This window comes from Thermodesulfatator autotrophicus, assembly GCF_001642325.1.
GTDB classification, from domain to species: Bacteria; Desulfobacterota; Thermodesulfobacteria; order Thermodesulfobacteriales; family Thermodesulfatatoraceae; genus Thermodesulfatator; species Thermodesulfatator autotrophicus.
In genome coordinates this window covers 13,289-31,018 of the sequence record NZ_LSFI01000005.1, presented here as the reverse complement: position 1 = coordinate 31,018, position 17,730 = coordinate 13,289, and the positions used below count along the sequence as shown (strand labels likewise).

Here is a 17,730-nt window from a genome sequence, read left to right as displayed (position 1 = left end):
ATATTACGGCGAGTATGTTCCTAACTGTCACTGCGAGGGAATCCCTCGCTTCGCTCGGGACAGGCAAAGCAATCTCAGAAAATGTATTGCAAAGGTTTAGAATTTAAGTAGGAAATTTATTACATTACAAAGTACCGCGAGGCGATGTAAAACACCCAGGTAATCTCGCTACTTTTATTTATACCCATGCGGGTTCGCAGTAAAAATCTAAAAATTGATTTTTCTATTACACGTAAAAATATAAAGTTATAATATTCGGATGATTAAAGGCCTGGGAATTGATTTAGTGGAAATACCAAGGATAGAGAAAGTTTTAGCCTCTTATGGAGAGAGGTTTTTACAAAGAATTCTCACCCCAGAAGAAAGAAAAGCCATTTCTCACAAAAGATATTTAGCTCCTTACGTGGCCGCCTATTTTGCCACTAAAGAAGCCTGCTCTAAGGCCCTTGGCACCGGGCTCCGAGGGATATCCTGGCGAGAAATGGAACTTTTACACGAACCTTCAGGGAAACCCTTTATGAGATTATATGGCCGGGCGCTAGAAAGATTTAAAACCCTTGGAGCAAAAAGATTACATGTATCCTTATCTCACGAAAGGCTTTATGCCACTGCTATAGTTATCATTGAAGGCTAAGCTATAAATTTAGCCAGCTTTTCATAATTGAGAGCACGGGCTGTTACTTCCAGGGCGCAGGCTAGCTTTTCAGGGTGGCGTATGCGAGCCTGAGCAGGAAGACGTTCAACGCGTCTGGCCACTGAATAGGTATCTTCTTCAGCCACCAGAATAGCCACTTTCTTCTCTTCGGCGTGCGCTAAAATTATTTCATTGGGATAAAGCCCTCCGGTTAAAATGAGACATACGGCTCCGGTCTCAATAGCAGCTAGTTGAATATCAGAACGGTCTCCACCTACAATGACACCAAAATTTGAAAGTTTACGAAAATACTGGATAGCTTTGTCCACCTGCATGCCACCTATGAGAAAACTTTCCACCAGGCGGTCTTCCGCAGTATAACCCAAAATACGAGCCCCGAGATATTCTCTTAAGTCCCTCACTGAAACAGCCGCTAACTTATTGTGATGAGGAATTTCACCTAGAATTTCTATACCCATTTTTTCTAAATAAGGCTTTACGAGATCCTGGTAGTTATAAAGATGTTCTTCGCGTAGGTCGTTTAAAATTACGCCGCATTTTTGCCCGGGAAATTCTTGAACTGCCTGGAGGATGTAATCCACCACATACTCCCCTTCATACCGCACCACCAAACATATATGTGCTTTCAGCTTTTTAGCCAGGTCAACCCCTGAAATCCCCAAAAATTTGCCTGAATAAAGGCTTCCGTAACCACCAAGTAATAAAATATCAGCGTCTTTTTGGGCCTCCTCACAAAAATTAAGGACCTGAGGCATAAGGGGTTCAATTTCTCTTTTAAAGCCTTTTACTACGGTATCTTGCGTAAGAATTATGGCTGAAAGCTTATCAAGAGGGATATCAAGTTCAAACACCTGGGCCAGAAAAGCAGCATCGTCATCAACAATGTAGCCGTTTTGGTAAACAGGGCGATTACCTATCGGCTTACGGTAAGAGAAGGCAAGCTTTTCTTTTCTTAGAAATTGACCAAGCCCCAGAAGGGCCAAAGTTTTTCCTGAAAAACCTGATGTTGAACAAACGTAAATAATACTCATTTTTCTCCCCCTAAACTTAAACGGGCATCAACAGCTATAGTTTTAAAGCCCCTGGGGCCAATTATTAAAGGATTAATTTCTCCCTCACTAAGCTCAGGGAAATCAGAAACAAGCTGCCCCATGGCCATTATAGAACGGGCCAGAGCATTCATATCAACTTCTGGTTCACCCCTTATGCCTTTTAGAACCGGGTAGGCTTTAATTTCTCTAATCATTTCAAGGGCTTCTTCTTTACTCAAAGGTGCTAAGTTAAAAGTAACGTCTTTCATTACTTCTACGTAAATTCCTCCTAAACCAAACATCACTATGGGGCCGAACTGTGGGTCCCTCAAAAAGCCCACAATAACCTCTTTACCTTTGTACACCATCTCCTGAACTATGACTCCTAAAACCGAAACACCTGGCAAACGTTTACGAACACTGATAAGCATTTCCTGAAAGGCTTTTACTAATTCTTCATCGTTCTGAATATTAAGCTTAACACCGCCAATGTCAGTTTTATGTTGCACTTGCGGAGAAACAAGCTTTAAAACCACGGGATAGCCAATAACTTTAGCGGCTAAAAGGGCCTCATCGGTGGTGCGAGCCAGCAAAGTTTTGGGAAAAGTAAAGCCGTAGGCCTCTAAAATTTGCTTGACTTCATGGTCCAGAAAATATCTCCTGCCTTCTGAACGCACCAACTGCAAAACTTCTGCTGCCCTTTTAAAATCAACTTTGAGACGCTTGGCTTTAGGCCTGGGCTTATTAAGCCAGAATTTATACCTCCAGGACTTATCAAAAACACTGACTGCTTCTTCAGGATATTCAAAGTGGGGGATATGGGCCTTTAAAAGTTTCGTTTTTGCCTTTTTAACGCTTTCTTCCCCTATGAAACAGGCTACCAGGGGTTTGGTGCCCTTTTTATCAGAAAGTGTTTCTGCCACAGCTTCTGGGTCCACCGTGGCGGTGCGCGAAAGAATGACTAATAAACCGTTTAAAGTTTTATCTTCAAGGAGAAGGGATAAGGCCTTTTTATATCGTTCAGCATCGGCGTCACCGGTAATGTCAACAGGATTATAAAATGAAGCGTAAGGAGGTAAAACCTGCCGCAACTTTTCTATGGTCTCGGCTGAAAGTGTTGGTAATTCAAGGGAAGACTTTTCACAGGCATCAGCAGCTATAATGCCAGGGCCTCCGGAATTGGTAAGGATACCAAGATAAGGCCCCTCCATGGGGGGATTACCTGCAAAATAAAGGGCAAGATTAAAAAATTCTCTGAGGGTCTCTGCCCGAATGATACCGGCTCTCTTAACTGCCGCTAAAAAGGCCTCCTGAGAACCAGCTAAAGAGCCGGTATGCGAGGAAGCCGCCCTTGCTCCAGCAGCGGTGATACCGCTTTTGAAGATTATAACGGGCTTTTGGCGAGAAACCTGAGAGGCCACTTCCGTGAAGGCTCGTCCGTCTTCTATACCCTCAAGGTAGCCCATAATAATTTCAGTATGCGGATCTTCAGCAAGAGCGCGCAAACATTCTATTTCCGAAATATCAGCTTTATTGCCCAAGCTTACAAAGCGAGAAAGCCCTATTTTTTCCGCCCGTGACCATTCAAGCACAGCCAGACACAAGGCCCCTGATTGGGAAAAGAAACCAATTTTTCCCTTTAAAGGCTTTAAAGCGGCAAAGGTAGCGTTTAAACGCGAGTAAGTATCAAGAATACCCAAGCAATTAGGCCCGATAATTCGCACCTTATGTTTTCTAGCGCTTTCAATAAGCTCAAGCTCAAGCTTAGCCCCTTCACGGCCTGTTTCTTTAAAGCCTGAAGAAAGAACTACTGCTCCCTTTATGCCCTTTTGCCCACAAAGAGAAATAACTTCAGGAACTAAAGGGGCTCTCACCGCCACTACAGCCAGGTCAACCCCCTGGGGAAGTTCATTTATAGAAGGGTAAGCCTTTAAACCTAAAATTTCCTGCGCTTTAGGGTTTACGGGATAAACAGGCCCAGGAAACTTATAATCCAGGAGGTTTTTTAAGACATCATGGCCTACTTTTCCAGGCTCTCGCGATGCCCCGATAACCGCAATCGCCTGTGGTTTGAAAAAAAAGTCAAGCAATTTACGCCTCACAAAGTTTTAATTAATGATCGGCAATTTGAAGGGACCAGTCAAGCAAAAATTAGTGGGATAATTTTTTTACCAGTATTTTGGCTGCTTCTTCATGGCGAAGAGTGATGTGATAGCCTTTTACTTCGTATTCTACAGGATCTTTTAAAGGAGCATATCTAATCACTTTTACTTTGGCACCAGGTACAAAACCAAGTTCCATTAAACGAATACGGAAAGCTCCGTTCCCTAAAATTTTTAAAACTTCTCCCTCTTCGCCAGTGCGTAAGTCGTCAAGCTTTACCTCAGACATTGCCCTTCCTAAAGGTGGACTTTTTTAAGACATTCCTGACAATAGCCTAACATTTCAAAACGGACACTGGTAATACGATAGCCATATTTTTTAACTATATCTTGTTGAATTTCTTTGATGCGGTCGTCTTCAAATTCTTCCACTTTTCGACATTCAAGGCATCTTATGTGACCATGAGGATAGGAGGAAGCCGGCTCATAGTGCATATGGCCATCTTCATGGTAAACCTCTTGAAGAAGGCCACAATCAATAAGAAGGGGAATAGTGCGGTAAATAGAAGCCTTAGAAAGTTTTTCACCTTTGTTGCGTAAACGCAGATAAAGCTCATCTACGTCAAAATGACCTTTAAGGGAAAATATTTCTCTAACGATGGTTTCACGTTCTGGAGTGTATCTAAGCCCTTTACGCCTAATATATTCCTTAAAAACCTCAAGAGGTGAAAAAATCTCTTCGTTCTTATTCTTATTTTCAAATGAAAAGGCCTGTTTTGTCATAAAAACCTCTTTTTGATTTACTTTAACAATAGGTAAAAGATTTATAGCTATTTTGTCAAGTAAAAAGCTTATGTAATCAAAAACCGGAAAACTCGGGAAAAAACATATAATAATTTGGGTGGACTATCATTAAGCGTTCCTTTCGGCCATTTGCGAGCGAAGCCATGGACAAAGCAATCTCAGGCCAATCTACCAGGAGATTACTTCGTCGCACTTCGTGCTCCTCGTAATGACCTGGTAGGGCCACTTCGTCAGCCCTTTGGACCTCCTCGTAATAACCCGGTAGGTCACTTCGTCGCACCTCGTGCTCTTCGTAATGGCCCGTTGGGCTCATTTCTCTGGCCCGCGGCCCATCGTGATGTTCCAATAGGATCAATTCGGACTTCTCGTAAGGCAAAAACAGTTTATTAAAATTTTTCTAGTAATTTGGCTCAAGTCTCGTTAAAACTTAGAAAAAAGAGGAGAGAAAGAATGGAACTTCCTGAAACCAAGCTCCCTCTTACAGAAAATGCCCTTATTGTCCTTGCTAAACGCTATCTCAAACGAGACGAAAAAGGAAACCCTGTAGAAACCCCTGAAGAAATGTTCAGACGTGTGGCCCGTACCATAGCCGCAGCTGATTTGATTTATAACCCGCAAGCCGATATTAAAGAAACCGAAGAAAAATTCTATCAACTAATGACAAGCCTTTCTTTTCTTCCCAACTCCCCTACCCTTATGAACGCTGGTCGTGAGCTTGGTCAACTCTCTGCCTGTTTTGTCCTTCCCGTAGAAGATTCCCTGGTCTCTATTTTTGAGACCCTGAAATATACTGCCCTAATTCATCAATCTGGGGGTGGCACTGGTTTTTCCTTTTCCCGCCTGCGTCCCAAAGGAGATATAGTTCGCTCCACTCACGGGGTCTCTAGCGGGCCTGTTTCTTTCATGCTGGTATATGACGCCGCCACCGAAGCTATAAAACAGGGAGGCACCCGCCGCGGAGCCAACATGGGCATTTTGCGCATAGACCACCCGGATATAGAAGAATTTATCACCGTGAAACGAGACCTTACCAAACTCACCAACTTTAACATCTCAGTGGCCATAACTGATGACTTTATGAAAGCCCTCAAAAACAAAGAGTCTTTTGCCCTAATAAACCCCAGAAACGGTAAAGTAGTCCGCCAGGTTTCAGCCGAAGAACTTTTTGACCTGCTGGTGGAAAACGCCTGGTTTAGAGGAGACCCTGGCGTAATCTTCATTGATACCATAAACGCCAAAAACCCTACTCCTCACCTGGGGCAAATAGAAGCCACCAATCCCTGCGGGGAACAGCCACTTCTTCCCTTTGAGTCCTGTAACCTCGGCTCTATCAACCTTTCTCTTTTCGTAAAAGATAATTTTGTTGACTGGGATAAACTCAAAGAAACGGTACATCTGGCCGTGCACTTTCTGGACAATGTTATTGACGTAAACCGTTTTCCCATTCCCCAGATAGAAGAAATGACCAAAAAGACCAGGAAAATTGGCCTTGGCGTCATGGGTTTTGCCGATATGCTGATAAAACTTGGCATCCCATATAATTCAGATAAAGCGATAGATATAGCCGAAGAGATTATGGCTTTTATCACCAGAGAGTCGGTAAAAAAGAGCGCTGAGCTGGCCAGGGTGCGCGGGAACTTCCCTGCCTACAAAAGGAGTATCTGGAATAGCCCAGATACACCGTTTATGCGAAACGCCACCACTACCACTATTGCCCCAACGGGGTCTATTTCTATCATTGCCGGCTGTTCTTCTGGGATTGAGCCCCTTTTTGCCGTGGCCTACACCCGCCGTGTTCTTGACGGGACAGAGTTAAAAGAACTTCATCCTCTTTTCTTGCAGGCCTTAAAAGAAAAAGGCTTTTCAGCGGAAAAAATAAAAGAAATACTTAACAAGACTTTAAGGCAGGGAAGCATTCAAAAAGTAGAAGAAATACCAGAAGACTTGAAAAGGCTTTTTGTTACAGCCTTTGACATCACGCCAGAAGAACACTTAAAAATACAGGCCGCTTTTCAGCGTCACGTACACAACGCCGTTTCCAAAACTATCAATTTTCCAGAAAGCGCCACCAAAGAGGATGTCCGCAAAGTTTATATGCTGGCTTATGAGCTGGGGCTTAAGGGAGTTACTGTTTACCGCTACGGTAGTCGTCCAAGGCAGGTCCTGGAATTAAAGCGCGAAGGCATGACCCCACGGCCCAGGCCTAAGGTTACCCGTGGATTTACCCGTCGCATTAGCACTGGCTGCGGCCATCTTTATGTAACAGTAAATTGGGATGACAAAGGCCTATGCGAGGTGTTTGCCACTATGGGCAAGGCCGGAGGCTGTGCCTCCTGCCAGATAGAAGCTGTCAGCAGGCTTATTTCTCTTGCCCTTCGTTCAGGGGTGGCGCCAGAGTCTATCATCAAGCAGCTGGCCGGGATTCGTTGTCCATCTCCTACCTGGGAAGAAGGCCGTCCAATTCTTTCCTGCCCGGATGCCATTGCCAAAGTGCTGGCAGAGGCCATAAATTACGAAATCAAGCCTGATGAAGAGAGAAACTTTGGCCCCTGCCCTGATTGTGGCGGACCCCTTGAGGTGGAATCAGGCTGTCTCCTCTGCCGCAGTTGTGGCTTTTCTAAGTGTGATTAAGAGACTTTGAGTTTTTCAAAGATAAAACGCAAGGTATCAGCCTCAAGCTGGCCAGGGGCAGCCTTCTCCGCATCAGGTAAAGCGGCATAAGTCCAAGGAGCACCTAAAATGAGGCATACAGCTCTGGAAAAACGACCAGCCTCTCCCATGGCAAAGGCTATAAGGGGAAAAGATAATTCTTTTCTGGCCCAGGGGATTAAAGACAAGGGAACCAGTGCTTCTTCAGGTTTGTGGGCATAAGTTACAATCTTTCCAATGTCGCCGCCAGTTTCTTTCATCTGCCTGATAATTTCTTTCAATTCTTCCAGGGAAGGAGTGCCCTTAAAATCATGAAAAGAAAGTAAAAGCCTGGTATTTTGACAGGAGTTTTTTAATTCACCAACAGCTTTGTGCCCGGCGGATAATTCTAAGTCAACGGCAAAGGCCCCTTTTTCAGCTGCTTTTTTTAAGTGATCTAAACGTTCTTCTAAAGGACTTTCCTTAAGCCCACCTTCGGCTTTAGCCCGATAGGTAAAAAGAAGAGGCTTACTTGCTCTTTTTAAAAAAAAGTCTATTTCAGGGGAAACAAAGGCGTCCAGGCGTATTTCTATTAAATCAGCCAATGTTTGCGCCCGGGACAAAGCCTCAAAGGCCTTATCCCGGTTGCTTTCTACCAGAGAGATACAAATCATCAGGATAAAGAAGCCGGGGCAATAGTTTTTAGATAATTGGCAATGGCGGTATCATACTTGCTGGTGGTTTCAAAGACTTTGCGCGCCAGTTCAAACCTGGTTTTAAGAGTGGTCTCACCGTTGTTTTCCCGCATTTCTTTAAGCACGTGTTCGTAGTCAGCCGGGTCCACCACCACGGTAACATCGCGGAAGTTTTTAGCCGAAGCCCTTAAAAGAGTGGGGCCACCAATATCTATGTTTTCAATGGCCTCTTCAAGGCTTGCCCCTGAGGCCACGGTTTTTTCAAAGGCGTAAAGATTTACCACTACCAGATCAATAGGTTCTATACCCTGCTCTTCTAACTGGCGCATGTGTTGAGCATTAGAGCGTATGGCCAGGATGCCACCGTGAATCTTGGGATGAAGAGTTTTTACCCGGCCGTCAAGCATTTCAGGGAAACCAGTAACCTCAGAGACATCAATTACCGGAACACCGGCCTCTCTTATCACCCTTGCGGTTCCACCTGTAGAAATGATTTCTACCCCTAACTCATGAAGGGCCTTGGCAAAGTCAGTTACCCCTGTTTTATCAGTAACACTTATAAGGGCTCTTTTTATCGGGGCCATAACTCCTCCTTTTTAGGCAATGCCTATTTCTTCGTCAGTAAGATAACAGGCCGGGTCAGGGGCCCAGAGGTCGCCAGTGGCCGCCTCAGCCCTTACCCTGAAGTTCCCGGCACAACAATCCAGAAAACGACACCTGGCACAGCGCCCTTTAACGTGCTTCCACTTTTCTTTAAGCTTGGCCATAAGAGGGTCACTGGTGTCCATCCATATTTCGCTAAAGGGGCGCTCACGCACATTGCCAAAGGAATAATGGCGCCAGAACTGGTCTGCATGAACAGAGCCATCCCAGGATACACAGCCAATCCCCACGCCTGAGTTATTGCCTCCGTTCATGCGCAGTAACTCAAGAACTTCTTCAGCCCGGGGGTTCCCCTCGCGCTTCATGCGTAAATAGAGATAAGGCCCATCAGCGTGGTTATCTACGGTCAATACCTCTACCTTATGGCCTTTGTCGTGTAGTTCTTTGGTGCGGTCAATGATGTAATCTACCCAGTAGCGGGTCTCTTCGTGGTTTAAGTCCTCCTCCATGAGTTTAGTACCACGGCCAGCGTAAACCAGGTGATAAAAACATATACGCGGAATTTTCCTCTCTTCAACCAGGTCAAATACTTTAGGAATTTCCTGAGCGTTAAGCCGATTTATGGTAAAACGCAAGCCCACTTTTATGCCTTCAGCCTGGCAGTTTTCTACCGCTTCCATGGCCTTGGCAAAGGCTCCCTTGACTCCTCTGAACTTATCGTGAACTTCTTCTAGGCCGTCAATGCTTATTCCCACGTAAGATAAACCAAGCTTTTTTAATTCCCGGGCAAGGGGCCTGTCTATAAGAACACCGTTTGTAGAAATAACCGCTCTCATTCCCAGAGAGACGGCTTTGTGAATCAAATCTAAGATGTCTTCCCGCATAAGGGGCTCACCACCTGAAAAAAGCATCACTGGAGAGCCAAACCTGGCCAGGTCTTCAATTAACGCCATTCCTTCTTTGGTGGTAAGTTCGTCTGGGTCTGCTTTAGCGGTAGCATGGGCATAACAGTGAATACAACGTAAATTACAACGTTTAGTAACATTCCACACTACTACCGGCTTTTTATCTTTAGAAAATTGGAGCAAGTGGGAGGGCAAATCTTTGGCCCTTCGGCCATAACGTAACGGGTCAGAGGCTTCAACCGTTCCACAATAAAGTTTAGATATTCCTATCACCTTGCTTCACCTCATAAAATTTATTTAGAATTTCTTTTATTTTATCACGATTTAAAGGCCGTGTAAGAAAGGCATCGCAACCGGCATCAGAGGCTTCCTCTTCCTGTTTCTCACGACATTCACACACCACTATCACCGGGATATCCTGTGTATCAGCGTCGTTCTTTAAAAGTAAAAGTGCAGAAAGGCCATCAAGAACCGGAAGTTTTTTTTCAAGAATAATGAGGTCTGGCCTTTCTTCATGGGCTAAATCAAGCAGCTCCTGGCCAGTGCCAGCTTTAATGACTTTTAATCCTTCCTCGGCTAATATTTTTTCAAAATCAAGAGCAAGAGCTTCTGCCAAACCTAAAAGAACTTTTCTTTTCATGACTTTTTACCAGAATAAGTATGCCTAATGAGGCTGTTTAAATACTGGTCAGGCTGCTCTATGGCTTCTTTAGGAATAGTGAAGAGGGTTTGCCCGGTACGCTCATTCACCAGCCTTAAACCATATTCCAGGAGATTTAAAATCCGGTCGCAATAGGCGTAAACTCCCTGGTCCATCTCAATGATATGTTTAAGTATCAAGTCCATAGCTTCATCAGAAAAGGCCACTTTAAAGCCCGTGCGCCTTTCAAAACTGCGCTCGTAGTTTTTGACCTGGCGCATCAAAATAAAAAGTTCTTCAAGGGCCTGATGAAGGTCAAAATCATCGCGGCGGTGAAGGGCTATGGCCAGTTCCATGCGCTCAGGGGTAAGCTTGATTCCCTTGCCACGCCATAATTTTTTCTGGCGTTCTTTGATAAATTTTTTGATGCGCTTGGTCTCCTCTTCAAGTGCCTTCTGGTAACGTGCTTCCCAAGAAGGATCATGAGGGTTGGCTTCAAAGGTAGCCAGCATCCCTTGAGGGTCTTCTATCAACTCTTTGGTAACCACCAGAAAACGAACCCTTAAAGAAGGTAATCTTTTTTCAAAAGGAATGAGGGCTCGCTCTATTACCCTCACCAAAGCCCTGGCCCCGGTCTTTTCTTTTTCAGCCTGTATAGCCAGAAGTTTTAGGGCTTCGTCTTCAAAAACAAGGTTTATACCATAAGCCCGGAAGTCTCTTTTTTTATTAACAATTACCGAGCTATTGGGATTACAAAGTATTTCGTAAAGTTCATCTACAGTTAGCGGATCAAAAACAGTTATTACCGGAAGCCTTCCCACAAATTCTGACTCAAATCCATATTCAATAAGGTCTTCAGTTTTTACAAAGCGCAGGTAATTAACATCTGCCTCATTTTTAGAAGAAACTTCAGCCATAAAACCTAGGCCCTGTTTATGGAGGCGTTTTTTAATTATTTCTTCAAGGCCGCTGAAAGCCCCGGAAACCACGAAAAGCACGTAACGGGTATTGATGGTGCGGCGTTTTTTCTGGCCAGTACGCCTGTAGTGCTCAAGGGCCTCAAGCTGGCTAATTGGGTCATGAGGGACTCTTAAGTCAACTTCTGTCTCTTCAAGAGGCTTTAAAAGGGCACGCTGAACACCGGTGCGGGAAACATCAGGCCCTATCAAATTACCCGAAGAGGCGATTTTGTCTATTTCATCCAGGTAAACGATACCAAATTGAGCTCGCTCAATATCACCATCTGCTTCGTGAACCAGATCTCTAATCAAGTCTTCAACATCGCCACCTACATAGCCGGTTTCACTAAATTTGGTGGCATCTCCTTTTACAAAGGGAACCCCCAGTTTTTGGGCAAGGAGCTTCACCATGTAAGTTTTTCCCACTCCAGTAGGCCCAATCATGATGACGTTATTTTTTACAAAACCGGCATCCTGGAAACGGCCACCGCGCTCTAACATGTAACGCACACGGCGGAAATGGGTGCAAATTTTGGTGGATAGAACCGCTTTGGCTTCACGCTGGCCAATAACGTATTCGTCAAGATAACTCTCAAGATCCTCAGGGGTTAAATCAAAATTAATCAAGGCCTGTTGGGGCGGAGCCCCTCCCCTTGAACGAGTCTGTTGGGTACCAAATCTGGGAACTACCATTTTTTCTCCCATAATAAATTTTGCTCGTTTTTATAATCTTGCATGATACTTTTTGCCTGGCCACTTGGCAAGAAAAGATTAGTGGTTATATAGGATTCATGTCTATCACAATTCTTAGTCTATGTTTAAATGAATTTTCAAGCTCGGCTTTAATAATACCCAGTTTTTCTCTTAAAAGATCTAAATCTTCTGTCTGAACAAGATAAGAAGCCCTTGCTTTTCCACGCGGGTGCCTCTCAAGAGGTCCCCAAAAGGATATGCCATGCCTTTCTAAAAGGCCTTCAGTCAATCCCAAGGCCTGCTTTACAGGCTCGTCCCTACCAACCAGAATTATTTCAACCAGGCGGCCAAAAGGAGGAAACTTCTGTAAATATCTAAACTCAAGCTCTTTCTGGAAAAAATTTTCATAGCCACTTTTTAATCCCTCAAAGACATGATGAGTAGGCCTAAATGTTTGCACTAAAAACAATTTTTCTTCGCTATTATCATCAATTATGGCTAATTTTTTAAGCAGTTGATAAGCTTCTTCAGCTGCCAGATAACTGGGATACGTTAAAAGTTGGTCTGCCATGATTACAGCCACGCAACCAAGGTTTGGAAGAGGTGAAAAACGTTTTACTCGAGCCGTGGCAATAAGGATATCTATTTTTTCCACGGGAGGGCTTTCTTTAGTGTGGCTTTCAAAACGGGCAATACGGGCTCCTTTAAAAAAGCGTTCGCATATTTCTTCTAAACGTTCCGTCCCCATACCTAAAGGCCTTACCGTTTCACTCCCACATTCAGGGCAAAGGGGAGGCCCTTGTACACGAAAAGTACAAATAGGACACTTGAGGTACCCTTCCCTTTTGTGAAAACGAAGAGCAGTTCGGCAACGGGGGCAGGAAAAAAAATGTCCACAGGTGTCACAAATCAGGTGTGGCGAATACCCCAAGCGATTTAAGAAGAGAAGGACCTGTTTCTTTTTGGCTAAAGCCTGTCTTACGGCATTAATGAGAGGCTGGGATAATAGGCTTCTGGTTTCTTTAAGGTCTATAATTTTGACTCGCGGAAAAACTGCTTCTCCAGCCTCAAGGGAATAACGCCTGTGCCTAGCAAAGTAAAAGCTTTTAACACTGGGGGCTGGTGAGGCCAGAAGCACTTTGGCCCCGGCTGTCTTACCCCTCATAAGGGCCAGGTCCTTAAAGTTGGCCCGAAAACCCTCTTCCTGCTTGTAGGCCAGGTTTTCTTCTTCCTCTACCACGAGGAGGGAAAGGTCAGGCACAGGCAAAAAAATGGCAAGCCTTGTGCCTATTATCAGCTGTTTTTCTTCTTTTAAAAGAGTGCGCCAGATTTTTTCGCGTTTCTTGGGAGTTAAATCTCCGTGATAAACATGAGGTTTGTGTTCCGCTAAAAAGTGGGCATAAAAATCTAAAAGCTCTCGATCTGGCACTAAAAAAATTACACTTCCCTGTTTTAAGGCCTCTTTTAACCTGTCTTTGAGCTTTTGAGTACGCTCATTAAAATTCTCAAAAAAATAGAGAAAAGCCCGGTAATCTTTCTTGCCTCTAAGAAGGATTATTTCTTCCACTGGTTCTACTTTTTTCTTTTTAGGTAATCTAAAAAAAGAAGGTGGAAGGGCGTATTTTATTATTTCACCAGCAGGGGTAAGATAATAGCCTGCCATCCACTTCAGGAAGGAAAGTAAGTTTTCAGGCAAGACCGGGGCTTTATCTATAGTTTTTTTTATTTCCCTGACATTTTCTGGGATATACGAACTTTCAGCCCATACCAACCCTATCTTTAAAGAATTTTTAAGCGGAACTAAAACCCTTGTCCCTGGAATTAAAGGTTCATATGTTAGATAAGTTAAAGGTTCAAGGCGATACGGAAATACTATATCTACAGCTTTTCTTTTTTGAGGATTCTCCATGCTTAATTAAATTTAATCCAGATGGAAGATTTAACAAAAAGACCCGCCTACTAATTTGTCAGCGAGAAGTAACTTCAGTAAATCGGGTTGAGATTGCTTCGGCCCCTGCAGGGCCTCGCAATGACTCCTCTCCCTGTCACTGCGAGCGGAGCGAAGCAGTCTCATAAGAGATTACTCCACTCGTAAAAACCATACAATGACATGTTAAAATTTTAATAACATCACAGGAAGAAACCCCGCAACGTTTGCCCACTTTGGTATTTATTTTGTGCTCACAGCGATACAGGGCAAAAGTCTAAATTTCTTTTATTTTTTCTTTTAAAAATTGTTTTACCTTTTCTCCTATTTCAGGATGTTTTAAGGCAAAAGTAATTACCGCTTGCATAAAGCCAAATTTATCTCCAGCATCATAGCGGGTGCCTTCAAATTCATAAGCGTAAACAGGATGGTCGTCTTTTAAGGCGGAAAGGGCGTCAGTTAACTGAATTTCACCGCCGACACCTGGCTTGGTCCTGGCTAGGTAGTCGTAAATCTCAGGTATCAGGATGTAGCGGCCAATAATGGCAAGGTCTGAATCTATCTCTCCAGGGGCAGGTTTTTCCTTCATCTCTCGCACCCTGATGACCCCGTCTCCTACCTTTTCACCAGCCACTATACCGTAGCGAGATATTTCTTCTCTGGGGACCCGCTGGACAGCAATTACCGGGCCTTTAAATTCTTCAAAAACTTCTATCATCTGTTTGAGACAGGGAATTTGGGCATCAACTAAATCGTCTCCCAATAAAACGGCAAAGGGCTCACGCCCAACCACATGGCGGGTTACGTAAACCGCGTGGCCAAGCCCTAAAGGCTTTTTCTGGCGCACTGAAACTATATCTTCAATAAGGCTTGTTACCCTTCTTACTTCTTCAAGGAGCTTATGTTTTCCTTTGGCTTCAAGGTAAGATTCTAGCTCATAAGAGTAGTCAAAGTGGTTTTCAATGGCGGATTTCCCTGAGGACGTGACCAGAATGACTTGTTTGACCCCGGAGTTAACAGCCTCTTCTACAATATATTGAATGGTAGGACGGTCAACCACCGTTAGCATCTCTTTGGGGATGGCCTTAGTGGCCGGTAAAAAACGAGTGCCAAGCCCTGCTACTGGAAGAACAGCCTTTCTTATAGAGTGCGACATGGAACCTCCTCCCTCTTTGCTTTTTTATGGGATAAATAAGGCCTAACCGGGCAAAAAGCAAGTTAAATTTCTTTGGCAAGAGCCTCTTCTACCTGTTTAAATGGATAGTAAAAATCTCGCCAGATTTTTTGGCCACGGGCTAAAATATCGGAAAAACGGGAAATATCACTGGTATTAACCACGATTTCTACACTGGCCAGAAAGGCCAGACGAGGGTCAAGCGTACGGGCTTTACTCGTTATCCACACTACAAAAATCTGGCGTCTTTCAGGCATGGGTAAAGAATTTAAAATATCAATATAAGGCCTTATTTTTTCTTTATCTTCAGCGGCCAGAACTATTAAGGAAGGGGTTTCAAAGCGAAGCCACTGGGTCAAAAGAGATGGCTTTTTTAAAAGTCGCACCTCGTAGCCCGCTTTCGTTAAGTCTTTAAGGAGTTGAGTTTTTTCCTCGGTAATGTCCCAGAAAACAAGAGCCAGAGACTTATCTATGAGAAGGGTAGGCTCTTCTATGCCTTCAACTCCATCTTCTTTTTCTCTCAAGTCTCTTGAAACAGGCTCAAGGGTTCCTCCACACTCTGGACAGGGGACAGAAAAAAAGTTACTTGAGGGAGATTCCCCTTTAAGCCTGAAGCGTTTACCACAGTTAAGGCATTTTACTTCACTCACCATTTCCTCCGGTTTTCTATTTCAATCTCAAGGGTTTCTTCAAGGTCACTGGTCCTTTCACCGCGTTTGGTTTTTATCAAATCAATACCACGGCCCACTACGTCTCTTCTTGAACAATATGCCAGCGCCACTTCTTCGCTAATTATTCCCTTATCGTATAAATAGAGCAGATGCTGGTCAAAGGTCTGCATGTGGTAGGGGGAGCCTTTGGTCATGATATCGTAGAAGGTTCTGTTTTCGTCTTCACCTTTGATAATAGTTTCCTTGGCCCGGATATTGTTATAAAGGATATCAAAGATGGCCACCCGACCGCCTTCTTTTTTAGGGATAAGCTTTTGTCCTACTATCCAGCGCACGGTATCAGCCAGACGCATACGAACTTGCCTTTCTTCGTCTATGTTGAAAAAGCCAAGAATGCGGTTGATAGTATTTCCTGCTCCCACGGTATGCATGGTGGAAAAAACCAGGTGGCCGGTTTCAGCCGCTGAAAGGGCCACTTCCATGGTATCACGGTCGCGGATTTCACCAACGAGAATCACGTGGGGAGCCTGGCGCAGAGCCGCCCGTAAACCGTTAGCAAAAGTGTCAAAATCTCTACCAAGCTCCCTCTGGTTAAAGGTAGATAAGACCGGGGGATGAACATATTCCACCGGGTCTTCCAGGGTTATAATGTGAAGAGGCTCCTTATGGTTAATCTCCTCAAGAATAGCCGCAAGGGTGGTGGTTTTACCCTGGCCGGTGGCACCTGTTACCAGCACAATCCCTGCTTTTTCTTTGGCGATTTTATAACAGGCCTGAGGAAGGCCTAGGTCTTTTATGCGCGGTGGCCTTGAGGCCAGCTTACGCATCACAATGGAATAGGCCCCCTGGGAAGAAAAAACGTTCACCCTGAAACGGGTGCCATCTGGCAGGTGATAGGAAAAGTCTGCCGAACCGGTGCGCAACAAGTCTCTTAAAAGACGCCTTTGCTTGCCTATAAGGCCTAAGGCTAAAACTTCGGTTTGAAAAGGCGTGAGTTTATTAAGGGAAAACGACGGAAGCTCAACAGGGAAAAGCTTGCCGTCAGCGGCCACCTGAAGTGGCCTCCCAGGGGTAAAGACCAGGTCACTTATTCTTTCCCTGGTCTCAGCCAAGCGAGAAATAAGCTCTACCAGTTCCGCTGGCCTTATCATGAGGGCACCTCGGTAAAGTCACTTAGTTCTTTGTTTTTGACCAGTGGCAAGAAACGGGCCTTATCCACCGCCTTGTTAAGGGCTTCCTCAGGAGAGATGTAGCCTTTTTGGAGTAATTCCATGATGGAGTCATCAAGGCTTCGCATGCCGAAGCGCTTTCCGGTCTGGATAACCGAAGGCAATTGATAAGTCTTGCCTTCACGAATCAAGTTCCTGGCTGCAGGGGTGGCTATAAGAATCTCAAAGGCTACCACGCGGCCGGGTTTATCTATGCGCTTAAACATGGTCTGCGAAACCACGGCCCTTAAAGCATCGGCAAGAGTTGAACGAACCTGAGGTTGTTGCTCGTGCGGAAAAATCTCAATAATACGGTCAACGGTTTTAGGGGCATTCAAAGTGTGCAGGGTAGCCAGCACCAGATGACCGGTCATAGCCGCTTCAATAGCCAGAGAAATGGTCTCAAGGTCTCTCATTTCACCCACCATGATGATGTCCGGGTCTTCACGTAGGGCAGAACGCAGGGCCGAGGCAAAACTCTTAGTGTGCACTCCTACTTCTCGCTGGTTCACCAGACAACCATAAGACTTGTGCACGAATTCAATGGGGTCTTCTATGGTCAGGATGTGGTCCTGGCGGTTTTTGTTAGCATAGTCAATAATGGCTGCCAGCGTGGTTGACTTACCTGAGCCTGTAGGCCCGGTTACCAGCACAAGCCCTTTCGGAAGCATGGCTAGCTTAGTAAGAATGGGCGGAAGCCCAAGTTCTTCGGCTGTTTTTACCTGAGAAGGAATTAGCCTGAATACGGCCCCTACTCCGTTTTTCTGTTGAAACATGTTCACACGAAAACGAGCAAGCCCTGGCAGCTCAAACCCAAAATCCACGTCACCGGTTTCTTCAAAAACTTTGATACGGTCTTCTGGAGTAATTTCGTAAAGCATGGCTTTTAGTTCGTCATTTTCAAGAACCTTGTACTTTACCCGCTGAAGGTCACCGTGAATTCGCATAAGCGGGGGGTTACCTGAGGCCATATGCAGGTCTGAAGCCCCACTTTCAACCATCAATTTTAGAAAAGCGTCAATCTTGGCCATATAT

General features: G+C 44.7%; 17 protein-coding genes. 2 read left to right on the top strand and 15 right to left on the bottom strand.

What is annotated here, in order from left to right:
* Positions 1-259 precede the first annotated feature (259 nt).
* Positions 260-634 carry a holo-ACP synthase gene (gene acpS / locus TH606_RS01650; RefSeq protein WP_068540961.1) on the top strand — a complete coding sequence of 125 codons (375 nt, stop codon included), beginning with the start codon at positions 260-262 and terminating at the stop codon, positions 632-634.
* Here acpS and TH606_RS01645 read toward each other — a convergent pair.
* The 5 genes from TH606_RS01645 to TH606_RS01625 all read right to left on the bottom strand — a co-directional run bounded on the left by TH606_RS01645 (position 631) and on the right by TH606_RS01625 (position 4,947).
* On the bottom strand, positions 631-1,686 hold the full coding sequence (locus TH606_RS01645; RefSeq protein ID WP_068540960.1) for a phosphotransacetylase family protein: 1,056 nt from the start codon (positions 1,684-1,686) through the stop codon (positions 631-633). The two genes, acpS and TH606_RS01645, sit on opposite strands and share 4 nt — an antisense overlap.
* Positions 1,683-3,776: an acetate--CoA ligase alpha subunit gene (acs, locus tag TH606_RS01640; protein WP_068540959.1), complete on the bottom strand. Its 2,094-nt coding sequence runs from the start codon at positions 3,774-3,776 to the stop codon at positions 1,683-1,685. Before acs ends, TH606_RS01645 begins: the two co-directional genes overlap by 4 nt.
* A gap of 61 nt (positions 3,777-3,837) precedes the next feature.
* Positions 3,838-4,077, bottom strand: coding sequence for a FeoA family protein (locus TH606_RS01635; protein ID WP_068540958.1), 240 nt, complete (start codon positions 4,075-4,077; stop codon positions 3,838-3,840).
* Between the two features lie 8 nt (positions 4,078-4,085).
* A complete protein-coding gene (locus tag TH606_RS01630; protein ID WP_082863457.1) occupies positions 4,086-4,571 on the bottom strand; it encodes a Fur family transcriptional regulator in 486 nt (161 codons plus the stop codon).
* A 76-nt stretch (positions 4,572-4,647) separates the two neighbouring features.
* Positions 4,648-4,947 carry a hypothetical protein gene (locus TH606_RS01625; RefSeq protein ID WP_068540957.1) on the bottom strand — a complete coding sequence of 100 codons (300 nt, stop codon included), beginning with the start codon at positions 4,945-4,947 and terminating at the stop codon, positions 4,648-4,650.
* A gap of 95 nt (positions 4,948-5,042) precedes the next feature.
* Here TH606_RS01625 and TH606_RS01620 point away from each other — a divergent pair, with 95 nt between their 5' ends.
* A complete protein-coding gene (locus TH606_RS01620) occupies positions 5,043-7,223 on the top strand; it encodes a vitamin B12-dependent ribonucleotide reductase (protein WP_068540956.1) in 2,181 nt (726 codons plus the stop codon).
* Here the strand turns inward: TH606_RS01620 and aroD are convergent.
* The 10 genes from aroD to TH606_RS01570 form a co-directional block, all read right to left on the bottom strand.
* Positions 7,220-7,894, bottom strand: coding sequence for a type I 3-dehydroquinate dehydratase (gene aroD / locus TH606_RS01615; protein WP_068540955.1), 675 nt, complete (start codon positions 7,892-7,894; stop codon positions 7,220-7,222). The genes TH606_RS01620 and aroD overlap by 4 nt on opposite strands.
* Positions 7,894-8,499: an IMP cyclohydrolase gene (locus TH606_RS01610; RefSeq protein WP_068540954.1), complete on the bottom strand. Its 606-nt coding sequence runs from the start codon at positions 8,497-8,499 to the stop codon at positions 7,894-7,896. Before TH606_RS01610 ends, aroD begins: the two co-directional genes overlap by 1 nt.
* A gap of 12 nt (positions 8,500-8,511) precedes the next feature.
* A complete protein-coding gene (gene ahbC / locus TH606_RS01605; RefSeq protein ID WP_068540953.1) occupies positions 8,512-9,696 on the bottom strand; it encodes a 12,18-didecarboxysiroheme deacetylase in 1,185 nt (394 codons plus the stop codon).
* Positions 9,680-10,063 (bottom strand): response regulator, encoded by a 384-nt coding sequence (locus tag TH606_RS01600; RefSeq protein ID WP_068540952.1) that lies wholly within the window; start codon positions 10,061-10,063, stop codon positions 9,680-9,682. The genes ahbC and TH606_RS01600 overlap by 17 nt, the downstream gene beginning before the upstream one ends.
* Positions 10,060-11,715 (bottom strand): AAA family ATPase, encoded by a 1,656-nt coding sequence (locus TH606_RS01595; protein WP_068540996.1) that lies wholly within the window; start codon positions 11,713-11,715, stop codon positions 10,060-10,062. The genes TH606_RS01600 and TH606_RS01595 overlap by 4 nt, the downstream gene beginning before the upstream one ends.
* Before the next feature lie 85 nt (positions 11,716-11,800).
* A complete protein-coding gene (gene priA / locus TH606_RS01590; RefSeq protein WP_068540951.1) occupies positions 11,801-13,624 on the bottom strand; it encodes a replication restart helicase PriA in 1,824 nt (607 codons plus the stop codon).
* 295 nt (positions 13,625-13,919) lie between these two features.
* A complete protein-coding gene (galU, locus tag TH606_RS01585; RefSeq protein WP_068540950.1) occupies positions 13,920-14,798 on the bottom strand; it encodes a UTP--glucose-1-phosphate uridylyltransferase GalU in 879 nt (292 codons plus the stop codon).
* A gap of 62 nt (positions 14,799-14,860) precedes the next feature.
* Positions 14,861-15,466, bottom strand: coding sequence for a hypothetical protein (locus TH606_RS01580; protein ID WP_197460481.1), 606 nt, complete (start codon positions 15,464-15,466; stop codon positions 14,861-14,863).
* On the bottom strand, positions 15,463-16,638 hold the full coding sequence (locus tag TH606_RS01575; protein WP_068540948.1) for a type IV pilus twitching motility protein PilT: 1,176 nt from the start codon (positions 16,636-16,638) through the stop codon (positions 15,463-15,465). The genes TH606_RS01580 and TH606_RS01575 overlap by 4 nt, the downstream gene beginning before the upstream one ends.
* Positions 16,635-17,726 (bottom strand): type IV pilus twitching motility protein PilT, encoded by a 1,092-nt coding sequence (locus TH606_RS01570; protein ID WP_068540947.1) that lies wholly within the window; start codon positions 17,724-17,726, stop codon positions 16,635-16,637. The genes TH606_RS01575 and TH606_RS01570 overlap by 4 nt, the downstream gene beginning before the upstream one ends.
* Between the last annotated feature and the right edge of the window lie 4 nt (positions 17,727-17,730).